This window comes from Mammaliicoccus sp. L-M44, from assembly GCF_022386355.1.
Lineage (GTDB): Bacteria > Bacillota > Bacilli > Staphylococcales > Staphylococcaceae > Mammaliicoccus > Mammaliicoccus sciuri_A.
Map to the genome: position 1 here is coordinate 1 of NZ_JAJNIU010000006.1, position 24,390 is coordinate 24,390.

42 protein-coding genes and 1 pseudogene are annotated in these 24,390 nt (G+C 31.3%); 34 read left to right on the forward strand and 9 right to left on the reverse strand.

Features of this window, described 5'->3' with window-relative positions:
* From LQ611_RS04525 to LQ611_RS04550, 6 genes and pseudogenes are all read left to right on the forward strand, one after another.
* A pseudogene (locus LQ611_RS04525) lies at positions 1-133 on the forward strand (IS256 family transposase); the annotation flags it as partial.
* A gap of 461 nt (positions 134-594) precedes the next feature.
* A complete protein-coding gene (gene fapR, locus LQ611_RS04530; RefSeq protein ID WP_025905295.1) occupies positions 595-1,164 on the forward strand; it encodes a transcription factor FapR in 570 nt (189 codons plus the stop codon).
* Complete coding sequence (plsX, locus tag LQ611_RS04535) at positions 1,157-2,143, forward strand: phosphate acyltransferase PlsX (RefSeq protein ID WP_107565446.1); 987 nt, start codon at positions 1,157-1,159, stop codon at positions 2,141-2,143. Before fapR ends, plsX begins: the two co-directional genes overlap by 8 nt.
* The gene (fabD, locus tag LQ611_RS04540; protein WP_210142879.1) at positions 2,136-3,056 is read left to right on the forward strand and encodes an ACP S-malonyltransferase; all 921 of its coding nucleotides are present in this window, start codon (positions 2,136-2,138) and stop codon (positions 3,054-3,056) included. The genes plsX and fabD overlap by 8 nt, the downstream gene beginning before the upstream one ends.
* Positions 3,056-3,793 carry a 3-oxoacyl-[acyl-carrier-protein] reductase gene (gene fabG / locus LQ611_RS04545; protein WP_025905298.1) on the forward strand — a complete coding sequence of 246 codons (738 nt, stop codon included), beginning with the start codon at positions 3,056-3,058 and terminating at the stop codon, positions 3,791-3,793. The genes fabD and fabG overlap by 1 nt, the downstream gene beginning before the upstream one ends.
* An 87-nt stretch (positions 3,794-3,880) precedes the next feature.
* The gene (locus LQ611_RS04550) at positions 3,881-4,114 is read left to right on the forward strand and encodes an acyl carrier protein (protein ID WP_017000113.1); all 234 of its coding nucleotides are present in this window, start codon (positions 3,881-3,883) and stop codon (positions 4,112-4,114) included.
* An 85-nt stretch (positions 4,115-4,199) separates the two neighbouring features.
* On the opposite strand, the gene LQ611_RS04555 is transcribed toward LQ611_RS04550, so the two are convergent.
* From LQ611_RS04555 to LQ611_RS04580, 6 genes are all read right to left on the reverse strand, one after another.
* The gene (locus tag LQ611_RS04555) at positions 4,200-5,420 is read right to left on the reverse strand and encodes a tyrosine-type recombinase/integrase (RefSeq protein WP_239709375.1); all 1,221 of its coding nucleotides are present in this window, start codon (positions 5,418-5,420) and stop codon (positions 4,200-4,202) included.
* Positions 5,421-5,443: 23 nt separating this feature from the next.
* Positions 5,444-5,905 carry an ImmA/IrrE family metallo-endopeptidase gene (locus LQ611_RS04560; RefSeq protein WP_037587631.1) on the reverse strand — a complete coding sequence of 154 codons (462 nt, stop codon included), beginning with the start codon at positions 5,903-5,905 and terminating at the stop codon, positions 5,444-5,446.
* 16 nt (positions 5,906-5,921) lie between these two features.
* Positions 5,922-6,293 (reverse strand): hypothetical protein, encoded by a 372-nt coding sequence (locus LQ611_RS04565; protein WP_204255615.1) that lies wholly within the window; start codon positions 6,291-6,293, stop codon positions 5,922-5,924.
* Positions 6,294-6,388: 95 nt separating this feature from the next.
* Complete coding sequence (locus LQ611_RS04570) at positions 6,389-6,952, reverse strand: DUF4352 domain-containing protein (protein ID WP_204255616.1); 564 nt, start codon at positions 6,950-6,952, stop codon at positions 6,389-6,391.
* Positions 6,953-7,225: 273 nt separating this feature from the next.
* On the reverse strand, positions 7,226-7,429 hold the full coding sequence (locus tag LQ611_RS04575; RefSeq protein ID WP_204255617.1) for a hypothetical protein: 204 nt from the start codon (positions 7,427-7,429) through the stop codon (positions 7,226-7,228).
* Positions 7,430-7,635: 206 nt separating this feature from the next.
* Positions 7,636-8,007: a helix-turn-helix domain-containing protein gene (locus LQ611_RS04580; RefSeq protein WP_204255618.1), complete on the reverse strand. Its 372-nt coding sequence runs from the start codon at positions 8,005-8,007 to the stop codon at positions 7,636-7,638.
* A 166-nt stretch (positions 8,008-8,173) separates the two neighbouring features.
* Between LQ611_RS04580 and LQ611_RS04585 the strand changes: the two genes are divergently transcribed.
* Positions 8,174-8,365, forward strand: coding sequence for a helix-turn-helix transcriptional regulator (locus LQ611_RS04585; protein ID WP_204187058.1), 192 nt, complete (start codon positions 8,174-8,176; stop codon positions 8,363-8,365).
* 295 nt (positions 8,366-8,660) lie between these two features.
* On the opposite strand, the gene LQ611_RS04590 is transcribed toward LQ611_RS04585, so the two are convergent.
* The gene (locus LQ611_RS04590) at positions 8,661-8,852 is read right to left on the reverse strand and encodes a hypothetical protein (RefSeq protein WP_167811883.1); all 192 of its coding nucleotides are present in this window, start codon (positions 8,850-8,852) and stop codon (positions 8,661-8,663) included.
* 206 nt (positions 8,853-9,058) lie between these two features.
* Between LQ611_RS04590 and LQ611_RS04595 the strand changes: the two genes are divergently transcribed.
* Positions 9,059-9,325 (forward strand): helix-turn-helix domain-containing protein, encoded by a 267-nt coding sequence (locus LQ611_RS04595; RefSeq protein WP_204174512.1) that lies wholly within the window; start codon positions 9,059-9,061, stop codon positions 9,323-9,325.
* 180 nt (positions 9,326-9,505) lie between these two features.
* Here the strand turns inward: LQ611_RS04595 and LQ611_RS04600 are convergent, their stop codons facing one another.
* A complete protein-coding gene (locus tag LQ611_RS04600) occupies positions 9,506-9,976 on the reverse strand; it encodes a DUF2321 domain-containing protein (protein WP_239709376.1) in 471 nt (156 codons plus the stop codon).
* A gap of 101 nt (positions 9,977-10,077) precedes the next feature.
* On the opposite strand from LQ611_RS04600, the gene LQ611_RS04605 reads away from it, so the two are divergent.
* The 17 genes from LQ611_RS04605 to LQ611_RS04685 all read left to right on the forward strand — a co-directional run bounded on the left by LQ611_RS04605 (position 10,078) and on the right by LQ611_RS04685 (position 19,917).
* On the forward strand, positions 10,078-10,854 hold the full coding sequence (locus LQ611_RS04605; protein ID WP_239709377.1) for a phage regulatory protein/antirepressor Ant: 777 nt from the start codon (positions 10,078-10,080) through the stop codon (positions 10,852-10,854).
* Positions 10,855-11,048: 194 nt separating this feature from the next.
* The gene (locus tag LQ611_RS04610; protein WP_239709378.1) at positions 11,049-11,552 is read left to right on the forward strand and encodes a helix-turn-helix domain-containing protein; all 504 of its coding nucleotides are present in this window, start codon (positions 11,049-11,051) and stop codon (positions 11,550-11,552) included.
* Between the two features lie 10 nt (positions 11,553-11,562).
* Positions 11,563-11,736 carry a hypothetical protein gene (locus LQ611_RS04615; RefSeq protein WP_239709380.1) on the forward strand — a complete coding sequence of 58 codons (174 nt, stop codon included), beginning with the start codon at positions 11,563-11,565 and terminating at the stop codon, positions 11,734-11,736.
* Between the two features lie 13 nt (positions 11,737-11,749).
* Positions 11,750-12,034 (forward strand): hypothetical protein, encoded by a 285-nt coding sequence (locus tag LQ611_RS04620; RefSeq protein ID WP_217843752.1) that lies wholly within the window; start codon positions 11,750-11,752, stop codon positions 12,032-12,034.
* Positions 12,035-12,107: 73 nt separating this feature from the next.
* Positions 12,108-14,084 carry a hypothetical protein gene (locus LQ611_RS04625; RefSeq protein ID WP_239709381.1) on the forward strand — a complete coding sequence of 659 codons (1,977 nt, stop codon included), beginning with the start codon at positions 12,108-12,110 and terminating at the stop codon, positions 14,082-14,084.
* Positions 14,085-14,106: 22 nt separating this feature from the next.
* Positions 14,107-14,886: a phage recombination protein Bet gene (bet, locus tag LQ611_RS04630; RefSeq protein WP_239709382.1), complete on the forward strand. Its 780-nt coding sequence runs from the start codon at positions 14,107-14,109 to the stop codon at positions 14,884-14,886.
* Positions 14,876-15,589 (forward strand): MBL fold metallo-hydrolase, encoded by a 714-nt coding sequence (locus LQ611_RS04635; RefSeq protein ID WP_239709383.1) that lies wholly within the window; start codon positions 14,876-14,878, stop codon positions 15,587-15,589. The genes bet and LQ611_RS04635 overlap by 11 nt, the downstream gene beginning before the upstream one ends.
* A gap of 15 nt (positions 15,590-15,604) precedes the next feature.
* Positions 15,605-16,357: a DnaD domain protein gene (locus LQ611_RS04640; RefSeq protein WP_239709384.1), complete on the forward strand. Its 753-nt coding sequence runs from the start codon at positions 15,605-15,607 to the stop codon at positions 16,355-16,357.
* Between the two features lie 9 nt (positions 16,358-16,366).
* A complete protein-coding gene (locus LQ611_RS04645) occupies positions 16,367-17,161 on the forward strand; it encodes an ATP-binding protein (protein ID WP_239709385.1) in 795 nt (264 codons plus the stop codon).
* Positions 17,162-17,179: 18 nt separating this feature from the next.
* Positions 17,180-17,368: a hypothetical protein gene (locus tag LQ611_RS04650; RefSeq protein ID WP_210142899.1), complete on the forward strand. Its 189-nt coding sequence runs from the start codon at positions 17,180-17,182 to the stop codon at positions 17,366-17,368.
* Entirely contained in the window at positions 17,365-17,859 is a 495-nt protein-coding gene (gene ssb / locus LQ611_RS04655; protein WP_239709386.1) for a single-stranded DNA-binding protein, read from the forward strand. Before LQ611_RS04650 ends, ssb begins: the two co-directional genes overlap by 4 nt.
* Positions 17,860-17,897: 38 nt before the next feature.
* Positions 17,898-18,227: a hypothetical protein gene (locus LQ611_RS04660; RefSeq protein ID WP_239709387.1), complete on the forward strand. Its 330-nt coding sequence runs from the start codon at positions 17,898-17,900 to the stop codon at positions 18,225-18,227.
* Positions 18,199-18,531 (forward strand): SA1788 family PVL leukocidin-associated protein, encoded by a 333-nt coding sequence (locus tag LQ611_RS04665; protein WP_239709388.1) that lies wholly within the window; start codon positions 18,199-18,201, stop codon positions 18,529-18,531. Before LQ611_RS04660 ends, LQ611_RS04665 begins: the two co-directional genes overlap by 29 nt.
* Before the next feature lie 2 nt (positions 18,532-18,533).
* Positions 18,534-18,752 (forward strand): hypothetical protein, encoded by a 219-nt coding sequence (locus LQ611_RS04670; protein ID WP_196307655.1) that lies wholly within the window; start codon positions 18,534-18,536, stop codon positions 18,750-18,752.
* Between the two features lie 30 nt (positions 18,753-18,782).
* Entirely contained in the window at positions 18,783-19,205 is a 423-nt protein-coding gene (locus LQ611_RS04675; RefSeq protein ID WP_196307654.1) for a hypothetical protein, read from the forward strand.
* Positions 19,205-19,693 carry a hypothetical protein gene (locus LQ611_RS04680; protein ID WP_239709389.1) on the forward strand — a complete coding sequence of 163 codons (489 nt, stop codon included), beginning with the start codon at positions 19,205-19,207 and terminating at the stop codon, positions 19,691-19,693. Before LQ611_RS04675 ends, LQ611_RS04680 begins: the two co-directional genes overlap by 1 nt.
* A 2-nt stretch (positions 19,694-19,695) precedes the next feature.
* Complete coding sequence (locus tag LQ611_RS04685; protein ID WP_239709390.1) at positions 19,696-19,917, forward strand: hypothetical protein; 222 nt, start codon at positions 19,696-19,698, stop codon at positions 19,915-19,917.
* A 72-nt stretch (positions 19,918-19,989) separates the two neighbouring features.
* On the opposite strand, the gene LQ611_RS04690 is transcribed toward LQ611_RS04685, so the two are convergent.
* Complete coding sequence (locus LQ611_RS04690; RefSeq protein ID WP_239709391.1) at positions 19,990-20,547, reverse strand: hypothetical protein; 558 nt, start codon at positions 20,545-20,547, stop codon at positions 19,990-19,992.
* A gap of 76 nt (positions 20,548-20,623) precedes the next feature.
* On the opposite strand from LQ611_RS04690, the gene dut reads away from it, so the two are divergent.
* From dut to LQ611_RS04735, 9 genes are all read left to right on the forward strand, one after another.
* Positions 20,624-21,046: a dUTP diphosphatase gene (gene dut, locus LQ611_RS04695; RefSeq protein WP_239709435.1), complete on the forward strand. Its 423-nt coding sequence runs from the start codon at positions 20,624-20,626 to the stop codon at positions 21,044-21,046.
* Between the two features lie 73 nt (positions 21,047-21,119).
* A complete protein-coding gene (locus LQ611_RS04700; RefSeq protein WP_204173116.1) occupies positions 21,120-21,320 on the forward strand; it encodes a hypothetical protein in 201 nt (66 codons plus the stop codon).
* Positions 21,321-21,341: 21 nt separating this feature from the next.
* Entirely contained in the window at positions 21,342-21,554 is a 213-nt protein-coding gene (locus LQ611_RS04705; RefSeq protein WP_239709392.1) for a hypothetical protein, read from the forward strand.
* A gap of 14 nt (positions 21,555-21,568) precedes the next feature.
* On the forward strand, positions 21,569-21,802 hold the full coding sequence (locus tag LQ611_RS04710; protein WP_239709393.1) for a hypothetical protein: 234 nt from the start codon (positions 21,569-21,571) through the stop codon (positions 21,800-21,802).
* Between the two features lie 95 nt (positions 21,803-21,897).
* Positions 21,898-22,068 (forward strand): hypothetical protein, encoded by a 171-nt coding sequence (locus LQ611_RS04715; protein WP_239709394.1) that lies wholly within the window; start codon positions 21,898-21,900, stop codon positions 22,066-22,068.
* A gap of 69 nt (positions 22,069-22,137) precedes the next feature.
* Positions 22,138-22,635, forward strand: coding sequence for a Holliday junction resolvase RecU (locus LQ611_RS04720; protein WP_210126549.1), 498 nt, complete (start codon positions 22,138-22,140; stop codon positions 22,633-22,635).
* 22 nt (positions 22,636-22,657) lie between these two features.
* The gene (locus tag LQ611_RS04725; RefSeq protein ID WP_239709395.1) at positions 22,658-23,095 is read left to right on the forward strand and encodes a hypothetical protein; all 438 of its coding nucleotides are present in this window, start codon (positions 22,658-22,660) and stop codon (positions 23,093-23,095) included.
* Between the two features lie 272 nt (positions 23,096-23,367).
* Positions 23,368-24,099: a DUF4145 domain-containing protein gene (locus tag LQ611_RS04730; RefSeq protein ID WP_239709396.1), complete on the forward strand. Its 732-nt coding sequence runs from the start codon at positions 23,368-23,370 to the stop codon at positions 24,097-24,099.
* A 32-nt stretch (positions 24,100-24,131) separates the two neighbouring features.
* Entirely contained in the window at positions 24,132-24,317 is a 186-nt protein-coding gene (locus LQ611_RS04735) for a hypothetical protein (RefSeq protein WP_239709398.1), read from the forward strand.
* Positions 24,318-24,390 lie beyond the last annotated feature (73 nt).

The following is a 24,390-nucleotide window of genomic DNA, read 5'->3' on the forward strand; positions in this document are numbered from 1 at the left end:
ATTACTCTTTATTCGAACGAAAGAACTTCAAAAGAAATGGTCCACTGGTTACATTCCAAACTGGTCTATGGTTATGAACCAGCTTCTTTTATATGATCAAATTAAAGATAGAGTTATTAAGTATCTTGAATAACTTACACACTTAATTTGACAAAGCCTAGAAATGACATTTTTGATTACTAAAAAATTACTCAAGTCGTGGCTTAAGACCTGAATAAAGCCAAGAAATCGCCTAAGTCTTAGCTTAACGTCTAAATAAAGCCAAGAGATAAGCGAAGTCGTAGCTTAACTTCCTAATAAAGCCAAGAGATAGCTTAAGCCTCAGCTCCCAATCGCCAACACCCAATTCCAACACCTAAATTAACCCCAACGTCCTACCCAAATCCATAAACCAAACCTCCCCAAATTCACTCATTCCACCTTGTCTTCATATCTTATTATTTAAGTCTTATGACCAAATTTTTAAATTTCGCTCTTTTTTATTGTATAATTTGTTGAGTATATTGTTATACCCGTGTTAGTATAAGTAAGGTAGGTCATGATAGCAGGTGCTAATTTTAGCTATAAGTACATAATAGAATGGATTTGGATGAAATGAAATTATCAAAAGCAGATCGCCAGAGGGAATTAACAAATCGTTTGAAAGCTGAACCTTTCATAACTGACGAAACTTTAAGTGAATATTTTAAAGTAAGCATCCAAACTATTAGACTAGATAGAATGGAGCTAGGTATTCCAGAATTAAGACGCCGCATCAAAGATGTAGCAACACAAAATCATGATGAAATTAAATCATTACCCATCGAAGATGTCATTGGGGAAATTATAGATATTGAATTAGATAAATCAGCAATATCTATTATAGATATTAAGGAAGAACATGTTTTTACACGTAACGGTATTGCTAGAGGACACTATTTATTTGCCCAAGCTAACTCATTATGTGTAGCATTGATTAATGATGAATTAGCATTAACAACTAAGAGTAATGTTCAATTCAAAAAATCAGTAAAACTAAATGAAAGAGTCATTGCTAAAGCTACTGTGATTCATAAATCGAAACATATAGCTAAAGTTGATGTCACAAGCACTGTTCATGGAGAAACTGTTTTCCAAGGACAATTTGAAATGTATTATTCGAGCGAGGGTGAAAATAATGGTTAAGATTGCGATAGATATGATGGGCGGAGATGACGCGCCAGGTATCGTAATAGAAGCGGTTAAACAAGCAGTTAATGATTTTCCAGATTTAGAAATTTTGTTATATGGTGACGAAAAACAATTTGATTACAAACATGATCGTATCACTTTTTATCATACTGATGAAAAGATAACAATGGATGACGAACCTGTTAGATCAATTAAGAAAAAGAAAAACGCTTCAATGGTTTTAATGGCGAATGCTGTTAAAGAAGGTAAAGCTGAAGCATGTGTATCAGCTGGTAATACAGGTGCACTTATGAGTAGTGGATTATTTATTGTCGGCAGAATAAAAGGTATTGAAAGACCTGCATTAGTTGCAACTTTCCCAACAGTGACAGGTAAAGGATTTGTATTTTTAGATATTGGTGCAAACTCAGATGCTAAACCTGAACATCTTGTGCAATATGCTAAAATGGGTGAAATTTATGCCAAACAAATTAGAAGTATTGAAAAACCTTCATTAGCACTTTTAAATATTGGTACTGAAGAAACAAAAGGTAATGCTTTAATGAAAAAGACTTATCAATTACTTAAAGAAGAACAATTTGATAACTTTATTGGAAATGTTGAAGCAAAATCTTTATTGTTAGATGCATGTGATGTCGTAGTATCAGATGGATATAACGGTAACATGGTGTTAAAAACAATCGAAGGTACAGCAACAGGTATATTTAAAATGTTAAAAGAAGCGATGACTGCTTCAACTAAAAATAAACTTGCTGCACTTACTTTGAAAAAAGATATTAAAAAAATCAGCAATAAAATGGACTATGCAGAATACGGTGGTTCAGTACTATTAGGATTAAATGGTGTTGTTGTTAAAGCACACGGCTCATCAGATCAACGTGCATTCTATAATGCAATTAAACAAGCTAAGCTAGCTGCAGATACTAAAATAGTAGATAAAATGAAGAAAGCAGTAGGTGAAATAAATGGGTAAAGTTGCAATCATGTTCCCTGGTCAAGGGTCACAAAAAGTTGGAATGGCAGAAGATTTATATCAAGAAGAAATTAATGCAACATCAATTTTAGAAAGAGCAAATGAATCTTTATCATTTGATTTACTTGAAATTATGTTTAAAGATCCAGAAGAAATTCTTGGATTAACTGAATATACACAACCAGCATTATTAACGCATAGTTCAGCTTTAATGAATGCTTTAAAAGATTTAAATTATGACTACGCATTAGGACATAGTTTAGGTGAATATTCAGCATTAGTATCAGAAGGTGTATTAAAGTTTGAAGATGCCGTTCAAACCGTACATAAACGTGGTACATTAATGTCTGAAGCTTTTCCACAAGGTGTAGGTTCTATGGCAGCAGTACTTGGTTTAGACATTGAAAAAGTGAGAGAAATCTGTGAACAATTATCAACAGAGGACAAACTTATTGAACCAGCAAACATCAATTGTCCAGGTCAAATCGTTGTATCTGGTCATGCAGAACTCATTGATAAACTTGCTGCAGAAGGTAAATCACTAGGTGCTAAACGTGTTATGCCATTAAAAGTTTCAGGACCATTTCACTCTTCAATGATGAAAACTATAGCAGATGATTTTGAAAACTACATTAATCAATTTGAGTGGAAAGATGCTAAACACCCAATTGTACAAAATGTATATGCTAAACCTGAAACAGATCATGAAGTTATTAAAGCGAACATGGTTAAACAATTATTCTCACCAGTTGAATTCAGTCAATCTGTTGAGTATTTAATTGAACAAGGTGTAGATCACTTTATCGAAGTCGGTCCTAACAAAGTATTATCTGGCTTAGTTAAAAAAATTAGTCGTGATGTTAAAATAACATCAATTCAAACAATTGATGATATTAAAGGATGGAATGAATAATGACAAAAACAGCTATCGTTACAGGTGCTTCTAGAGGTATTGGTCGTAAAATTGCATTAGAACTTGGTAAAGAAGGTTACAATGTAGTTGTGAACTATGCAGGAAATAAAGAAAAAGCAGAAGAAGTCGTTTCTGAAATTAAATCATTTGGTGTAGAAGCATTTGCATTTCAAGCAAATGTAAGTGAGCAAGATGAAGTAAAAGCTATGATTAAAGAAACAACATCTCAATTTGGTACTATCGACGTACTCGTCAATAATGCAGGTATTACAAGAGATAATTTATTGATGCGTATGAAACAAGACGAATGGGATGACGTGATTAATACAAACTTAAAAGGTGTATTTAACTGTGTTCAAGCAGTAACTAGACCAATGTTAAAACAAAAATCTGGTCGTATCATTAACTTATCAAGTGTTGTAGGTTCATTAGGAAATGCAGGACAAGTGAACTATGTAGCAACTAAGTCAGGTGTTGAAGGAATGACAAGAACTTTTGCTAGAGAATTAGCATCTAGAGGAATTACTTGTAATGCAGTTGCACCAGGATTTATCGTGTCAGATATGACAGATCAATTATCTGATGAATTAAAAGAACAAATGAAATCACAAATTCCGCTTGCACGATTTGGAGAAGATAGTGATATTGCACATACAGTAGCATTTCTTGCAAGTGATAAAGCAAGCTATATTACTGGCCAAACAATTCACGTTAATGGCGGAATGTATATGCAATAAAAGCTACTTTTATAGTAGAATAGGATAGTAAGAGAAATTGAATTTCTTATTATATAAGATTTAAATCATTTAAAGGAGGTGAATGGAATGGCAAGTTTCGACAAAGTTAAAGACATTATTGTAGATCGTCTAGGTGTAGACGCTGAAAAAGTAACGCCTGAAGCTTCATTTAAAGATGATTTAGGTGCTGATTCTTTAGATATCGCAGAATTAGTAATGGAATTAGAAGATGAATTTGATATGGAAATTCCTGATGAGGAAGCAGAAAAAATCAACACAGTTGGTGACGCTGTAAAATATATTGAATCATTAGAAAAATAATTCAAATTACAAAAGCCCGTATACCAATGGTTTCGGGCTTTTTATTTTGTATTTTTATGAAAAGGGGGCAAAAAGGGGGCAAAATCTATACGATATTAATATTTTCCAACTTATTTACTAACTCTTTAGACATTTTTTCAGATACGTGTGAGTATATTTTTAAAGTAGTATCATGATCATTATGACCAACTCTATCCATAGTAACTTTTAAAGGAATACCCATTTCAGCTAAAAGAGTTATATGTGAGTGTCTGAATATATGAGTAGTCACTTTTTTATTGATCGAATCAATTTTATCTACAGCTTCTTCTAATATTTTATTTATTTGAGAAATAAAGATAGGGTTCCCTTTACTTGTAGTGAAAATAAAACCTCGATTAATATATGATTTATTATAAAGTTGCAATTTTTTATTTTCATGGATAAGTGTTTTTAATATTTGGCAACTTCTATTATTTATATTAATTTTTCGAGTACTATATTCATTTTTAGTAGTATCTTTAACACCGTAACCACCATTGGACTTTTTCCAATTGATAGTTCCTTCTATCATTAATTCCTTTTTATCAAAGTCTATATTTTCATTTTTAATAGCTAATAGTTCTCCGACCCTCATGCCATTTAGATACATAAATTCAATAATATATGCAGTTACAAATCGAATTCTTTTGCTATCTAATCTATTAAGTGCCTGGTAATCTTCAAGTATTTTATTAATTATTAATTTAACCTCTGAATTTTCCAAGAAAAATGATTGTTTGTTTCTAATTTGTTCTATAGATAAACTTTTTCTTGGTAGAGTAATGTTATCAATGAAAGATATATTTTCAAGATTATAAAATTTATTAACGTATCGCATAATGTTTTTAAATAAGGATAATATTTTGTAACTATATTCATGAGCAATATTTAGTTCTAGAATTTTATCAAATTGCTTTTGAGTATAAGATAAATTTAGCTTTTGAACTAACACATCACTATTAAATAATTTTTTTAGTACTTTGAGTTCACTTTCTTTACTCAAAAATGTATTGTATTTATTACCCGAAGTCGCTTTGTAGTGTTTAAAATACTCATCACAAACCTCGTAAAAAGTTAAAGTACTTAATTGTTGTGTATTACTATTTGAAATAATAGAATTTATTTTTTTATCTAGCAATAACACAGCTTCATTTTTAGCCTTTTTTGTACATGTATTCATACTTATACTTACTTTTTTACTTTTATTAGTAAGTGGATCTTTATATCTTTCATAAAATTTATAAGTTGTTTTTCCATTTTTTAAAACCCTTTCTTCATACCACATGTTTTTATACCTCCAAAATTACATCAAATCGATTTAATACCAACTAAAGGATGTGTCTTACTTCTATTTATCAACATTTCCAATCTTTTATAAGCTTCTAAGTACGTTACCTTAAAGTAATACACAAGCTGTTCAGCAGTCCATAATTCATTTGTAACGATTAATCTTTCAGGCATACGTAGTAATAAAGAAAACTTTTCTGCTTCTGCTTCTTGTTTAAAATTAAATAGATTTTTAGTTTTCGTTTGATTACCAAAATGCAAGTGGAAATGTGCAAACTCATGACAAAATGCTTTCCACATATTTTCAGTAGTATCATTTTTGACGAATATAACATCTCTGTTCCTTACTTTTGCATAAAGTGTAATAGGGGAGTTATAAACGACTAAAATGTTATAAATATTGCTTAAAAACTCTATATTCAAATCACTGTTATCTAAAATTGTATAAGCAGTGATATCATTCACTATATCTTCGACTCTCATAAAATATCCTCCAAATCTAATCAAATGATCTAATTAACTTAATCACTTTGCCGATTATATTTATACTGTTTATATCTTCAATAGAGTAGCTGGTGTTATTAATAGCAACATAGTTTGATAGTTTTTTTATTTCAAATCTATCTGATTCAATAAAATTAATTTCGGCAACAAATTGGTTAAAAGGAGTACCGTTCATTTCATCATTAATAACTACAATATCTTTATCGAACAGTAAAGGTTCAATATTGTCTGTTTCATCAAAGTAAATAATAATTGCTTGATCGTTATTTTCTATCCTTTTGTTATCTCTTGAAGTTGCAAACTTTGATATTCCAGTTCTAAATTGTTTATATCTTTCTGGTATTTCAATTAAAGTGTTTGTATTCATGTTCTATTCCTCCAATTTATAAGAACGTATGTTCGGTTTTAGTTTGAAATAAAAGCCGACCAAAATATTTAGTGGTCAGCTAAAAATAAAGTTTATTATGGTTCTAAGTTGTATATTGCTTTTGTCCCACTGAAATCAGCAAAAGGACTAAATTCTAATTCTAGTTTTTTAGGGTTACCAGTAATAGCAAAACCGGTTTTTCCTTGTATACTTCTACCAGGCGATAAACCATCTAATAATTCATCATCCACAGGGTAACTCTCTAACTGTTTTCCATCAGCATATGCTTTTACATCAGTTCCAACTGGAATGTCTTCATCTCCATTGTTTTTAATTTCCATATCTACAACTAAGACTTTATCAGCTTCTACATCTGCGAATTCATTTCTTTCATCAGTATAATATGCATCAACCAATTTAAATTGCACATCTTTGATAGTAACATCGTCACCGACTTTATATCTTTTTTCAGATGTTTTTTTATTTTTCTTTTGTTCTTCTTTAGTTCCATTTACTTCTTCATCAACACTATTAACAAATACTGCACTACATGCTCCAAAGATTATAGCAAGTATTATAAAAATTCCTAAACAACCGCCACATCCCCATATCCATTTTTTCTTGTTACTTTTAGTATTGATACCTTCTTGATTGTTCATACTTGTTCTCCTTTTATATGTAAATTTTTTATAACTACCTTTTATAATTATTATATATACATTTATTTTTAAAAAATAATTGATATAATGAAAGGGATATCGGGCGCTCGTGGTCATAATATTGTTCTCATACTCAATGACTATGCGTTGCACTTTCTAACTACTTTTACTGAGTTTGTTAGCTTAGCTCAAAGTTGCCATATCTTTAAATTAGACTTAGGTTTCCTTTGAATTCACCCGATGCATACTATATATTACTATACAGTAGGGCAATTAATTACCTGTAAGCGTGTTTGTAGCGAAACTGCCAAGACTTGATTTAGTATCTGTCACACGAGAGAGCATATCTCCAATTGAAGTTGATTTCACTATAGTTGAACCAGTCCCTTCTCGCTGTGATTTAACTGTTTTATAAGAACCCGAAGCAATTGACTTGCTTACAATTGTTGAAAGGTTGGTAGTCGTTCCGTTACTCAATTATGTTATCGCCACCGTTTTTTATCGGTGGTTTCTTTATGTTTCCATAAAGTTCAGCATATGTGTTTATCCCATAATAATTATAAATATTTTTATTTAGCACTCTTTTGTTAAAAACAAATTATAAACCATAGTCCACTAATTTAGTACAATCTAAAATTTGGTTAAAAAATATAAACTAACAGGTTGTTAGTTCATACTCTTTTCTATTGATCGCCTTTAGACTTCTTGTCTTTCTCAATATAGAAGTCGGCTAAATCTGATAATTCTCGCATAATTTCTTTTTTACGGTCATCGGATAGTTCGTCCCAACCTTCTTTGTCTGAAAACATCAAAACTTCAGTATCTTCAATAGAGTTGGTATTTTCTTTTTCATTTATTAATTCACCTAAATTTATATCAAATAAAACACTTAGTTTTTTTAAGTTCTCCAAATTAGGTTCATTCGTATTAGTTTGAGACTCGTATCGCTGATATGCTTGTGGAGTTATATTTAAGTGATCAGCAACATCTTTTTGCGTTAACTTTTTAGCTTTTCTAAAATACCTTAATTTAGTAGCTAAATCCTTATTAGGCATAGTTACAACTCCTATTTAAATGGGATTATTACTTATGTAACAAATATAAACTATAAGTTTAAATTTAACAAACAACAAAAAGTTGTATTTATCGGTTGACTTAAACAAAAAGTTGTATTATATTATTTATAACAACTTAAAGTTGTAAAAAGAAAGGGGTGATCACATGATTACTTTATCTTCAATAAAAGACGCCAGAAAAGAATTAAACCTTACCCAAGATGATATGGCTAAAAAAATAGGTGTCACTATTCAGTACTACAACATGTTAGAGAATAAAAAAAGACAACCTTCTGTTGCTATTGCTAAAGAAATAGGTTCAATACTAAATATTGAATGGACTATTTTTTTTAAATAATGAAACAACTTAAAGTTGTTTTTTCAGAACACTTGATTTATTCGACTAACTAAATAATACGAAAAAATACGTGAACATGATAGACCAGTCAGTTCACAGAAAGCGAGGATACAATGAAAAGATTTAAATTGTGGAATCACTATCAATACGAAATTAGTACTAAGAAGTTTAAAGCACTACATCTAATAACTTTAAATATAGTGCTTATAACTTATACGTATCAATTTTTGAAACATTGGTGGTTAGAATTCAAAGATTGTGAAAATGCTTTTGAACTTTATTTTAAAACGACTAATCATTTTGAACGTTCATCTAAGAATTTTGAAATTAATGATAATTGAATTTTTGAATTGGTTTTCATAGCTTCTTCCATTAAATATTTTTCGGTTTTGTTTAATGGTCTTAATTTAGAAAATTTATTAAACAATTTTTCTAAATCAGAATTATGATCTTGCCAATTATCTTCAATAAATTTATCGATATCCACAGTATCACCACCCTTCAAATTTAATATTACAAATTTGAAAGTAAATAAGTAAGACAGAACTTAAAACGAACATGTTGACGTCCTACTAGAGCGTTTAAGAGCGAGAGTGAGCGACGATATGAGCCACGCTTAAATACATCTAACAGTCATTGCCAAGACTAAACGTTGTAATAGGACGTCAACAAAAGAAAAGGAGGAATTAAACGATGTCTAATTTAAAGATATTGCCAAATGAAAAAAATGTGATCGTAGATTCAGAACAGGTTGTGTTTAATCCTATTTACGCTAAACCTGGTCCAGTCGGAAAAGCGTTTGGAGTTGGTAGAACAACAGTATATAACTGGTTGAAATCTTATGAACAAGACAATTTAGGTATCGAGGGACTGTATCTTGATTTAACACCAGGTTTAACACTAATCAATATTCAAAAACTAGAAGAATTTTTAAAGAAGAAACATAAAAAATGGTTATAGGAGGTCTGTACATGAGCAAGTTAAAAATAATCAAAATAACACTCCTAATCATCATCTTGGCGGAGGAGATTAAGAGTGTTAGGGAATCAATTGCTTTTTATCTAAATACTAAAACATGTCCCAATTGTTCATCAAGAACAACGGTGACTGCTAACTATTGCCCGAGATGTAGACACAAGTTTAACTAAATAAAGATTTCTTAACAGCTTCACTCACTACATCAATAAGTAAATTTCTAGAACCTTCTTGAACGTAATCAGATGCTCGAGTCATATATTTTTTATATTTTGCTTGGGCAACAGGTGTAGTTGGGGATTCAATTATAAGGTCAGGAATTGCATTTTTAATTATTGATTTGTGTTCTTCTGATAATTGTTCATCTAAAGAAACTAATTCAATAGCATTATCTAAAATCTTTTCTGTCCAAGGATATGCACTACCGCATTCGTGACAGTATTTAGGCACATCATAATTATAGGTACCAAGAAATCCAGGTATATAAAAATAACCTTGTATTGCTGACTGACATTTTGAACAATTTGAGATTGTAGATTCACCACATTCTTTACAAAATTTTCTATAGTTAGCATCACTTGATGATGACACATGACCATTCAGACAGATTGTAGCATTCGTATAATAACCACTCATATTTTTCTCACCACGCTTTCATATTAAATTAATTTAATTGTACCAAATAAATATAGTTAGTGACTACAATGCTAAAAATAAAAAAATAGGAGGAATTTGAAATGAACACAACTTTAAAAGTGATTGAACAAAACAAAGAATTATATGTAGACAGTAGAGAAATAGCAGAAATGACAAACAAGCGACATGCAGATTTAGTGAGAAGTATTGAGAATTATGAAAGTGTTATTTCAACCAACGCAAAATTGCGTTCGTTAGATTATTTCGTACCTTCAACTTATAAAGATAAAAAAGGAGAGTTAAGAAAAAGATTTCTTCTAACTAAAAAAGGTTGTGACATGGTAGCAAACAAAATGACTGGTGAGAAAGGAATTTTATTCACTGCAACTTATGTAGATGCTTTTTATCAAATGCAAGAACAAATAAATCAAACAGCAATTTCAGTGTCTGATAGTTACATGATTGAAGATCCAGTACAGAGAGCAAAACGTTGGATAGAAGAACAACAAGAAAAACTAATGCTAGAACAAGAAATTGGAGAATTAAAACCTAAAGCAGATTATGTAGATGAAATTCTTAAAAGCAACGGAACAATGACAGCGACACAAATCGCAGCAGACTATGGTTTATCAGCTAACAAATTAAACAAGATATTAAACGAAGCAAGATTACAAAGAAAAGTGGGTAATCAATGGATTTTGTATAAAGAACACATGAACAAAGGATTAACAAAGTCGAACACGATTTCAATTGTACGTTCGGATGGAAGACAAGATACGAAGCTTCAAACTAAATGGACACAAAAAGGTCGATTGAAAATACATGAAATTTTGACTGAAAAAGGCTATGAAGCACAGTTATCGAGTGAAATTGCATAAAAAAATAACTGAACCAGGTGACCAAACCTAGTTCAGTTACACTCAATGACCAAATTGAGATTTTAGAACACATCATTTATTCGACCAAATGATGATAACTAAATAATACATCACATGATGTGAACTTTAAAGACGGAACAGTTAACCAAACAATCACATTAATTATTAAAGATTATAGAAAGAAGGAGAACAATATGGCACATGTAATCAAAAGGCAAATAGACAGAACAGGAATGACACAACAGCGATTGGCAGATATGGCACTTACAACAAAGAGCAACATGTCGATGATGATTAACGGTCAAAGAAATATATCGGCAGACACATATAAAGCTTTAGCAACAAATAGTAATGACGGGGTTTTTGTGACAGATACCTTAAATGAGTTTTCGGACGGTTTTTCAACACCTGCACATAGTGACCGAGTTTATTATGATCATCCAGGATTAATAAAAGACCAGTTAATAGTTGAAATGTATGAAGCAATCGAATCGTTGAAAAACTGTAATTTTACTAAGCGACCTGAATATATGAATAGAGAAGAAAGAGAGAATGTATTGGAAACGATGTCTGAATGTAAAGACGTATTATTCCAAGGTCAAATATTCCTAAACAAAACGTGTGAACACATTAAGCAAAACCCTAGAGAAGTTGCTAAAGCACATGAACAAAAATTAAAAATGGAACGCAGAATATAGGAGGTATTATATGAACATTTTAAAATATCCGTTACTCACATTAATCATAGTGATTGAATTCTTCATCATATCTAGTTTTTCGGTAACACCTATAGAACATGCCCTCATGTTTTGGCTTGTAACAGTTTTGTTTTTCGAAATGTTCGACCATGTATTCAATAGCTTAAAAAATGATGAAATTTAAAGGAGGGATCTAAATGATTGAAGTAGGAACAGCAGGCAAAACAATATTTCCTTATCACGGTTTTCAATTTATGAGTGAAGTGACTTTGTTACCATCTGGCATTTCATTAGATATCAAATGTATCGAAACTGACCAAATGATTATTCGTACATTCTTTTATGACCAATCAGATTACGAATGTCAGAGAGATATTATCGAAAATGCGATAAGAGATTATGTATTAGCAAATACGACCGAAGTAGAGAGATTATTTAAGTTTTTATGTAGCAACAATTGGACACGTGATTTATTCGACTAAAAAAGACACCTCGACCAAGGTGTCCAAATAAGAAATAAGATTTGTAAATATTATACCACAGGAGGATATGGATATGGAAATCAAGCTTATTAAGTTAGTGCTAGATAACTTTAAAGGCGCTAAACATTTTGAATTAAACGCCGAAGGTAAAGATATTGTTGTTAAAGGAGAAAATAACACAGGTAAAACAACGATTGCAGATGCTTTTTATTGGTTACTTTTCAACAAAGATAGTAAAGGTGCTACTAAATTCTCAATCAAAACATTAGATAGTGCAGGAGAAGAAATAAACAATTTAAAGCATAGCGTTTATGCAGTGTTGAACATTGACGGTAAAGAACAACATATTAAAAAAACGTATTCAGAGAAATGGACAAGAAAACGAGGACAAGCGAAATCAACTTTCACAGGACACGAAACGGTATATGAATTAGGTTTCTCAGAAGAAGAATTAACACCTAAAAAATTAAAAGACTTTAATGAATTTATAAATTCAATTATCAGTGATGAACAAATCTTCAAATTAACAACTAACCCGTTTTGGTTTAACAGTTTAAAACAAGATGAACGTAAAAAGATATTAATGAGTTTAGTTGATGAAGTGACGGACGAAGATGTAATTAATTCAGATAGTAAGTTGAAAGAACTTAAAAAATTATTAGGTGACGGATCATTAGAAGATTTTAAGATGCGAATAAGTCGAAATAAGAAATCTATAAATGAAGATTTAAAGGCTATTCCAGTACGTGTAGATGAAATCAATCACAACATGCCAGACGTTCGAAAATATAACAAACAAGCTTTAGAAGAAGAATTAAACGAAATTAACAATCAAATCAAGCAAGTAGATATTGAAATTAAAGACGTAGAGAACGGTTTGGAAATTGAAAAGATTGAGAAAGATATCAAATCAAAAGAACTCGATATCCAGTATTTAAAAGATAATCACAATCATGGTAACAAACGAGAGTTATCGTCATTGATCAACCAAGATTCTGAACTACAAAGAGCCATTGCAACGAAACGTAGAGATTTAAGCAATTTAACAGCTGAACTACAAAAAAATGAAAGTGTAATGGAAGAACAAAACGAGAAGTTTAAAGCACTAGGCATTAAGCATAAAGAATTAGTAAATGAACAAAAAGAGTTTACGACAGCTACTGTATGTGATTGTTGTGGTCAAGATATACCTGAACATATGCAACAAGAAGCAATACAGAAAATGAAAGAGAATTACAACGCTGATAAGTCTGAAAGATTAGAAAGAATACAATCAGACGGTATTGAAATTAGAAATAAAGTGAAACAACTATCAGAACAAAACGATGAAATTGAATCAACTATGGAAGAACTGAAAGAAGAAGTTGAAAAAGAAACAAAGAATGTAGAAGAAATCAAAGAAAGTATCAAAAAAATCGAAAGTAATAATACAGATGTGAAAGATACGGACGAATACAAGCAATTAGATAGCGAAATTAAAGCCTTAAAAGAGAAAAAGGGACAATCTATTCAAAGTATGAGTGAAGACGTTAAGAACATCGTTAAGAGCAAAAAAGAACCATTAATTAACCAGCAACAAGAAGTAAAACAAAAGTTAGATGATATCCAAGTTAGTCAACGCGCTGTAGATCGTATTAAAGAACTAGAAACTAAACAAGAACAATTAGCACAAGAGTATAACGAATTAGAACATGCAACATTCTTAACAGAAGAGTTTACGAAACAAAAAGTAAATCTGATGGAAGACTCAATCAATAACAAGTTTGAAATCACTAAATTTAAATTGTTCGATGTGCAGATTAATCAAGGTGTCCAAGATGTTTGTATCGCAACTCATAACGGCGTTCCATTTGATAGTGGATTAAATAACGCAGCAAGAATAAACGTCGGTTTAGACATCATAAATGCTTTATCTAAGCACTATAACTTCTATGCACCAATCATGATTGATAATGCTGAATCAGTTACAGACGTTCATAAAACAACATCTCAGCAAATTCAATTAGAAGTAAGTAAAAAGGACAAAGCCTTAACTGTAGAAGTAATTTAATAAAAATAATGGAGGAATTAAAATGACAAATCAAAATCAAATAGTAGAGAAATCAAGTACAACATATGAGGTTAACGGTGAAACAGTTAAGTTATCACCTTCAATCATCAAAAAATATTTAGTAAGAGGTAACAAAGAAGTTAATGATCAAGAAATTATGATGTTCTTATCACTTTGTAAGTATCAAAAATTGAACCCATTCTTAAATGAGGCGTACATCGTTAAGTTTGGTGGAGATGCTCAAATAATTGTCGGTAAAGAGGCATTTATGAAACGTGCAGAGTCTAACGCTAAATACAAAGGTATTGCAGCTGGAATCATTGTAGAACGTAATAACGAATTACACGAAATAGAAGGTGCAGTAAAGCTTAAAAACGATGTTTTAATCGGTGGCTGGGCAAAGGTTTATCGAGAAGATAGAGAAATGCCAATTGTAGCTAAAGTATCGCTTGATGAATACGATAAAAAGCAATCTACATGGAAACAAATGCCATTAACAATGATTAGAAAGACTGCAATCGTAAACGCACTACGTGAAGCATTTCCAGAAAATCTAGGTGCTATGTATACCGAAGAAGAAAGTATTCAACCAATCAATGTAAATGATGATGTACAACAAGAAATTAAACAAAATGCTAATAAAACAGCAATTGATATTCCGAAAGAAGAACCTCAAAAAGTTGAAACGGCAAAACAACAAGAAAAAGTAGAAGTTGAGCCCGCACAGTTTGAAGAAGTTAAAGAACAGAAACAAGCTAAACAATCAATATTCGATGAAGGACTATTTGGTAATGAAAATTAATTGTATAGGTAGTGGTTCCAGTGGGAACTGCTACCACATTACAGACGGTCAAACAGAAGTATTACTTGAATGTGGGTTTAACTTCAAAAAGATACAACAAGCTTTAAATTACCAACTAAAAAGCATTTCAGCATGTTTAATCAGCCATAGACACAATGATCACATCAAAGGATTAAAAGAATTATTAAACTACGGTATCAACTGTTATATCGGAGAAATCGAAAAAGACGAACTGATAGCAATAGATAAAAGGTATAACAACTTTAGATTAAAAGGTATTCAACCACTAGAACATTTCAAGATTGGCACATTAACAATATTGCCCTTTGATGTTCAGCATGACACAGGTCAGCCATTAGGTTATCTCATTCAGTCAGACAGTGGCGACAAGCTACTGTTTGCGACTGATACCTATTACATCAAATACACGTTTACAGGACTTACACACATGCTTATTGAGTGTAATAACAGTATCGAAATATTAAATCGAAATGTAGAAAACGGCGTACTAAATTCATCTTTGAAAAAGCGAATTAGAAAAAGTCATTTCAGTTTAGAGAATGTAATTGATTTTCTAAATGACTGTGATTTATCGAGATTGAAAGAAACGTATTTAATTCATTTATCTGATAGTAATTCAGACGAAGTTTTGTTTAAGAAATCTATTCAGAAAGTTACTGGAAGACCAGTATATGTACTTTAAGAAAGGAGAATTAACATGGCAATATTCCGAGTTTATAAAGAAACAGGTAATTTTGTAACTGTTCATAAAAATTTCATTCACGACAATAAAATAAGCTGGAAAGCTAAAGGGATATTACTATATCTACTTAGTCGTCCAGATGATTGGCAAGTATATGAAACAGAATTAGTAAAACACACTAGTGATGGGCTTAGTAGTTTAAAAAGTGGCATCAAAGAACTTGAAGAAATTGGTTATATACGAAGAACAAGAAAACGTGATGATAAAGGAAGATTAAAGGAATATGAATATTCAGTATTTGAACATCCTACCCACATGCGATTATCCAATGTAGGTAAATCCAACGTAGGAAATTCCAACATAGGAAAAACCTACGTAGGAGAATCGAACACTACTAATAATAATAGTACTTATAATGACTCAACTAATATTGATAGTAATAAGAATAACAGTAGTAGTAAGCAGCAGTCGCCGTTTGACTTTTACCAAGTTAATGGGTTTGGAGTTCTTAAACCATATATATCTGACCAAATCGGAGCATGGATAGATGACTTTGGAGAGAATGGAAATGAAATTGTTATCGAAGCAATGAAAGAGTCTTTAAACAACAATGTATACAAATGGAATTATGTGAATTCAATTTTGAAATCATGGTTTAACGATGGAATTAGATCAGTAGATGATATTTCAGCAAGAAATAATAAACGCAGTAAACAAGAAGAAATAGCTGATGAAGATAATCCATATCTTAAATATATGAATAGTTGAGGTGATTAAATGAATGGTCTATTCAATCCAAAGTTAGCAAATAAGTTAGAACAAAAAATGCAGCCTAAGTTATTAGAAAAAGGAAAGTGTGAAAAGTGTGGTCGCGATTATGAGGAATACCAATTTAAAAATGGTTATACCTACAGACTAGGTTGTGACTGCGACATGATTGAACACGGTAAAGAGTTAACACGTAACTTCAAGCAACGTCAAAAACAGAAAGAAATAAATAGAATTCTAAGTTTTTCAAGTGAGAATGAAGAAACTAAAAACGCTACTTTTGAAACATACATTCCAGAAAATCAAAACCAAGAAAAAGCAAAAGTAATCTGCGAAAGATATGCCAATTCATTTGATAAAGATAATAAGCAGTCGCTTTTATTACAAGGCTCATTTGGATTAGGAAAATCTCATTTAGCTATGTCGATTTTAAAAGAAGTGAAAGCTAAAAATTATTCAGTACTCTTTATTAATTTAACTGAATTGATATCTAAGTTCAGATCTACCTTTGATAAAGATAGCGAGTATTCAGAAACCGATTTAGAAAGAGCGATCGGACAAGTTGATTTAATGGTTTTCGATGACTTCGGTATGAATGTTACAGACTATGGCATGTCAAAGCTATTTCAAATTGCTGAAAGTAGAGTTGGCAAGCACAACATCATAACAACTAATCTATCAGTCAAAGAACTAACGAAAACAAAAGACCAACAAAGATTATTTAGTCGGTTAATGTCTAACACCACTGGCATTACTTTGGAGGGCGACGATTACCGAATGAAAGGATTTAGAAGTCTAAAGTAATTAACAGGAGGAAATTAAATGATTCCAATAACAGTTGAAGACATTATGGAACGATTAAATTGTAGTGAGCAAAGGGCAAGATTATTTTTCAAATGGTATGGCGATAATCAAGAAAAAATACAACGAGAATTAGCCATACAAGAACACAAGCAAAGAACAACACCAGCAATCATAATTAATAAACCAATGGAGGTAGCAACAATATGATCAATAGAACAGTATTAGTAGGGCGATTAGTACGTGATCCAGAATACCGAACTACACCGAGTGGCGTTCAAGTAGCAACATTCACATTAGCAGTAAATCGTACTTTTACTAATCAACAAGGAGAACGTGAAGCAGATTACATTAATTGTGTTGTATTTAGAAAAACAGCAGAGAATGTAAACCAATATTTATCTAAAGGTAAGTTAGCAGGCGTTGATGGAAGATTACAAAGTAGAAGTTATGAAAACAAAGAAGGGCAAAAAGTATTTGTCACTGAAGTTGTTTGCGATAACGTTCAATTCCTAGAGCCTAAAGATAGTCAAAACGGCTCAAATTCATATCAAAATGGAACGAGTTATCAAAAGGGTAACAACTATACCCAAAACAATCAAAACGTCCAACAGGGGCAAAATAAAGCGAAATACGACCAACAAAATAATCCATTCAACAATGGCAGTGATTTTAATGATGACGATTTACCTTTTGACTAAATTTTAGGACATATCCTTTATTCGACGAGGTGCGAAATATGACAACAAAACCGATTTTTAGGCTATCAGATGCAGTTAAACAAAACTATAGGTTAAAACGTCCGTTAATTGACCAATTTCAGACGTTTATAGCAAGTATTAAACAATCTGGACACTATATAAACGATACAGATGCTTTGCAGTGGTTTTTAAGAAAAAACGATGTATATGGCTTTATTTTATACATCGGCATGACCACTGAAAATGAAATTAGAGTAACGATGTCAGTTGAAAAACAAAGATTGGTTTCAAACAGAAAAAGTTTAAACAAACTAAATGACCAAATGGAGAGTGTAAAAAATGTTACAAAAAGAAAAAATAACAGCTGATGGCAATGAATACATTTTAACGCCACAACAAGTAAGAATGGCTGAAGAAAACAACTTTGATAAAACTTTTATAAGAATGCGTATAAGAGCAGGTTGGACATTGAATTTAGCTGTAAGTGTTCCTCAAGGTGTACCGAAATGTGATGCCGAAGCATATATGAAGTTCGAAGAGTTAGATGGACGTAAGAGAAAAACTAAAAAAGATTATTCAAAACCGAAACCATGGTTAGAAAAATATCCTCAGAAAACAGAATTCGGAGATTATGCTAAACAATTATTTAATGACTGTTGTGGGAGTTGGTAAATATGATCAATAAAATTAGTGATGAAAGATCTTGCTTCGAAGTTGGTAAAAATGGTGTAGGCACTATTACCGAGTGGAGAGTAAACGTTGATGTAGTAGACATCTATAGAGTAGCTGATATTAATGGTCATCTACTAGCTTTTAAAGGGTTTATTAATAAAAAATACAAAGTAGAACATGAAGAAAAAATTAAAAAACAACTAAGCATATTTGACATTTAGTCATGCTATTAATTTTAGAAGGTGATATAGATGGTGAAAAAGTTAAATGGAAAAGGAAGTCTGGCAATGTTGTTTGAAATTTACAGATATTTAAATAACAAGAAAAGAACACCTAGTGAGAATGTTATCTACAAGATGATTAATGATCAATATAAAACTACATTTGAAACAAGTCCAACTTATTTTTATCGACTATACGAAGAGAAAGCCAAAGTGAATATATCTACTTTCACTGGAAGAGCGAAAAGAGGTTGGTCATTGGAAAAAGCTTTAACTACAGAAAGGTTAAGTTATGGTGCAACGCCAATGAATTCAGTAGAAAAAATGAATGAAACTGAAAAAGATATCATTCGATTTATTGAAAATAAACTACCACTCAATCCAAGACAATTAAAGTATATCGAAAGTAACCCAGCATTTGCACAAAAAATGAAGAAAGAAGGTATATGCTAATGGAATTCAATGCAGGCGATAGAGTGCATATGACGAGGTTGAATCATAATGAAGTTGATTTTTACGGGACGTTAGTAAATGTAGGTGTAGGTATTTGGGAATTAGCTAATTGTAGCGATAGTGAATATGAAAATGATGAAGTATATAAAGGTGATGAAACGGGCTTCGGTGTAAACCGAAGTGACTACTACACCTTGGCAATAGACGAAGAAGATTCAGAGGAACCAGAAGTACAACGTATCAGTGATGTTGTTCCGAATTCAAGTGGTACAAAGTTTATCGAAAAAGCGTGGAAGAAGTTAAAGGAAGGAATGTTGGAATCTTACGCAAACTATGAAGGACAAAAACGCATAAATAAGAATATGGGATTTCATAAGATTTTAGAGGGTGCTCAAATCAGTTTAGCTTCAGTATTAGAAGATATGGACGAACTAGATGATACACATGAATTCGGTAATTTACTACATGACATGAATAGGAGTGAGTGACTATGGCGTATGAGTATGAGAACGATGTAATAAGTGAGTTAGAACAAATGGGTGTGGACTACGAAAGCAACGGATATTTTAATATGTCTATTGAAGTTGAAGAAGTCTACGCTAAAGCAAAAGCGTTTAATGAGATTTCAGATGTAATTAAGAAAGCAGAATTTTATGACAGGGACACGGCATTAGATGTTGTAGAAATAGTAGAAGATTTGGAGGACAAATAATATGAATGACATAAAAGAGTACTCCTATTTTTTAAAAATAAAAGTACTGGTGTTGAGAATATATGAATGATCTTATATTAATTTTTGTAGGTTATATTTCTGGATTACTTCTTGTGTTGGCAATTTTTTTTCATAGTGTTCAGTCGAATACATTTCTGAAAGTAATTGTGTGGACAACTGCGGCAATTTTAATTGGTTTGATAATTTTTCCGACCTTAATAATGATTTTTTGATTATCAAATGGCTATGGTAATCCAAAACTTTAGCAAGAACTATTTTCTTTTCAATATCAGTTTTTAAAGTTTCATGATTATATTTTTTTAAAGTCAAATTGTATTTTTTCCAATTTTCGATGATTTCCTCAGGTATGTATTGGAAATTGTTAACAATAATTTTAGACAACTTCTCATCATGATAATAAGAAATAAAAGAAAAGAAATTAAGTAACGAAGGAGACGGAAGTCCATAACACAGTTTAAGTATTTCACTGTAATAATTGTTGTAAATTTCTTTATTAACATCTTTTTTATGGGTTACGTTTGAAGCGAATAAACCTAATAAAAAAGAAATAATAACAGAAAGTATAGGCAAAATTATTTTTAAAAGACTTATTACTTGATCTGTGTTCAAAAATAGCACTCCTTTAAAATATTGATTTTAAATAAATTATAGCAGAAATGGAGCAAAAAACATGAAAAACCCAAACATGAACAACCTAAACATCAAATTACTATCAGACAATGCAACAACACCAACTAGGGCTAATCCTACTGATAGTGGACTAGATTTATATGTATCTGAAACAGTCAATATACCACCTAGAACAACTAAGCTAGTTAAGACTGATATAGCAATTGAATTACCAATAGGTTATGAGGGACAAGTCAGACCTCGTTCTGGCACGTCACTCAAAACTAAATTACGTGTGGCAATAGGAACAATAGACCAAACATATCATAAAGAGATTGGAATCATCACAGACAATATAAGCGATAAACCAATCGTAGTACAAAAGGGGAAAAGGTTAGCGCAGTTAGTTATCGCACCAGTTGTATATCCAGATGCGAATGTAGTTAAGGAGTTTGAGTATGTGTCAGATAGATCAGGTTACGGAAGTACAGGAGTATAAGGATAAGGGTGGCGAAAGTCACCCAGATATTGTAGAACGCATTAAGCAGATACTTAATAAGGAGTGATTAGGTATGGAAGATTATTATACTAAGAATTTTAAAAGAATTCATGAACGTGTAGCTAATGCTAGGGCTTATATACAAGATAAGCTTGAACATGCAAAATATGACGAAGCAGATATTAATTTCATAAAACAATTAGAGGCTGAATATTACGCATTAGAAGTAATATGGGTCAATATGAATCAGATTGAAACAGATAGACCGAGATAATGTAAAGGAAGTGTTGGGAAGATGAGAGAATACGAAGTAATTAATTATCACATGGAACAATATCAAAAACTTATAGAACAAATGAAGTTATATGAAGTATGGAAATTGAATAATCATGATGAATATAAATGGAATTATACAGGGAAAATACCTACTCAAGCAGAAATGAAAAGAACGAGATTGATATTACACAAATTAATGTTAGATGTGGAACGTAACATCCACACTTACTAGGGGAGGAATAAGGCATGCAAAAGATAGATACAAAAACAATCGTTAAAGTTTTAGAAAGTAGTAAACATGATATAAATATTTGGGATATTCTAAGTGAGTTTGACGAAGAAACAGAAGAAGAAATACTTGAATTTATTGAAGAAAATAGAGAAGAATTTGAAATATTTTTAAATACCACACTGTACCATGTAATGAATAGATTGAAAATAAGAATTGCCTTTGCTAGCAGCAAGGAGGACACACAATGAAAGTCAAAAACTACTTATTATCCGATGAACGATACAGTAGATTATGTTCGGAACTTATAGATAATTACTTTAAATGGTTGAAGGAGGAATAACCAATGAAACTACTAATCACATTATTACTAAGCACACTAGCATTATTCATATACGTCAAGCGTTCATATAAGTACGCTAGCATACCAGACACAGTTGAACCACCTATTGATTACGAAGAAACACAAGCATATAAGGATAATGAAGTATGGTTTAGTGGAGTTGGTAGACATTGATATTTGGAATAATTTTATTTTCAGTAATAGTCATTTCACTAATTATAAATGCAGTTAAGGAGTGATAAATTGAATAGAAAACAAGCTAATCGAGGTATGTGGTTTGAAACAGTAATAGGCAATATCAATCGAGTATACAAACAAAAGAAAATAGCAATAATTGATAAAGTAGCAACGCCTATAAGTTATAACACTAGGACAGGTAAAGCACGATATCAAGAAAAGAGTACAGTTGATTTTGTAGGATGTAATAACAAAGGTAGGTACATAGCCTTTGATACGAAAGAAGTTAAAATTAAGAATTTACCTTTGAAAAATGTAAGTGATCATCAAGTTAAGTATTTGACCGATACTAAAAGAATGGGTGCTGAAGCTTTTATACTAGTACTATTTAGATTTAATGACACATGCTTTAAATTAGATATTGACCAGTTTAATGATTTCAAGAAACAACATGAACGTAAAAGTATTCCATACGAATGGTTTAATGAAAATGCTGAATTAGTTAGGAGTGGTAATGGCGTAATTTTCGACTATTTAACCGATGTTGACCACATCGAAAACTAAACCAATCGGAGGAATTGAACACATGACTTATTCGACTAAACATTTATACAAAGTAGAAACAAAAGAAAAAGCTTTGGAGTTAATCCATAATTATTATAACAACGCTAACACTTTAATTTTATATGCAAAAGAATATGAAGATGTAATTGGTGGTGCTAATACTTCTAAATATGGTATCGAAGCAAGTTTGCCAAAAGGTAATATAACGGATACAACACCATTTTTATTTGAGATTGATCGCAGGATAAGAAGAAATAATCTAATGGTTAAGTTAGAAAGAAAATTATATCCCGTGCAAATGGCAAAACAGTTTATAAGTGATGAAACGGAAGAACTTGTACTTGAAATGAGAATGGACGGGAAGTCGCTTAAGAAGATATATGAGACTACTGGAATCAGCAAGAAACAACAGTATAAAATCTATGACAAAATAGCTGAGGATATCATGAAACATTCTTGATTTACCAAAGTTACCAAAATTACCGTTTTATACACTCGTTACTATAGTTGCTTATAATACAAAGTTTACCCTAAAATGGAAGGCAGGACGGCTAGGCAAATTCAAATCAATCAAACTGATAAGTTTGTACGTCGCCCTACACCTAGCCTAACGGCTATTTTCCATATCCTTTCTATAACCCTAATATTAATGTGAATCCATCTAGCAAATGTTAGGTGGATTTCGTATAATTAGATTGCAATAAATTAATTTAGGGAAAGTGGGGATTGGAAATGGAAGAAGCTATGAAGTTATGGGGATTTAGAGAATGTGAATATTGTAGCAACAAAACAAAAAGCGCATGGACATTAGTTGGTTTAGACAAGAATAAAGAAAGTTATTATTACCTAGGTGTTATAGATTATGAACTTGAAAGAATATATCCCAGACATAATATAAATAAGCCATTAACATTTAGGGATGATGAATATAAACGTCTATTTTGGGGAGAGTCTGATCCTATGGATGCATATGCAAATCTATTTTATTTTGAAAATTGCGAAGTGTGTCAAGGAACATGTATCTATGATGCTAAAACAGGAGAAAAAATACATCCTAAAACTACAAGTATCAAAAAACCTAATAATGATATGCCTCAAAACATTAAAGATTTATATATTGAGGCTAGTTCTGTTTTTGAATTGTCACCTAGGTCTGCATTAGCTATTATAAGGTTAGCATTAGACTTATTATGCATAGAGCTGGGAGCAAATAATAAAGATAGCTTATATAATAAAGTGGAATGGTTGTACAATGAAAATGTAATTAATTCTGAAATAAAAGAATTAGCACATGGTGTTAGAGGTCTGGGTAATGATGCAGTTCACCCAAGAAATATAGATGATCAAATTGACAAAAATGATGCTGAGTTAGTATTCGAATTATTAAATATTATTGTTGAAGAAAAAATTACAAAAGTGAATAGAAAAAATGAATTAGTAAATAAATTTAAAACATCTGATTAATCTCAGGTGTTTTTTTATTTGGAGTTGAACATATGAGAGTAATGGTCGTCGCCGACGGAACTTTAAAAGGCATTAGAAAAGTGAATAATGATTGTCATTTAATAGCGATGATTAAAAGATTAAAGAACAATGCTAACGTAAGCAAAGTATTAATTGATTATGATCCAGTTGTTAAAGGCGAAAAAGATTACGATATAGAAGTAGAGTTGATTACATGAAGAAATTCAAATATGTGATTAACTCTATTTTTTATATTCAAGCACATATGCATTTGGTGATTATGAAAGTGTT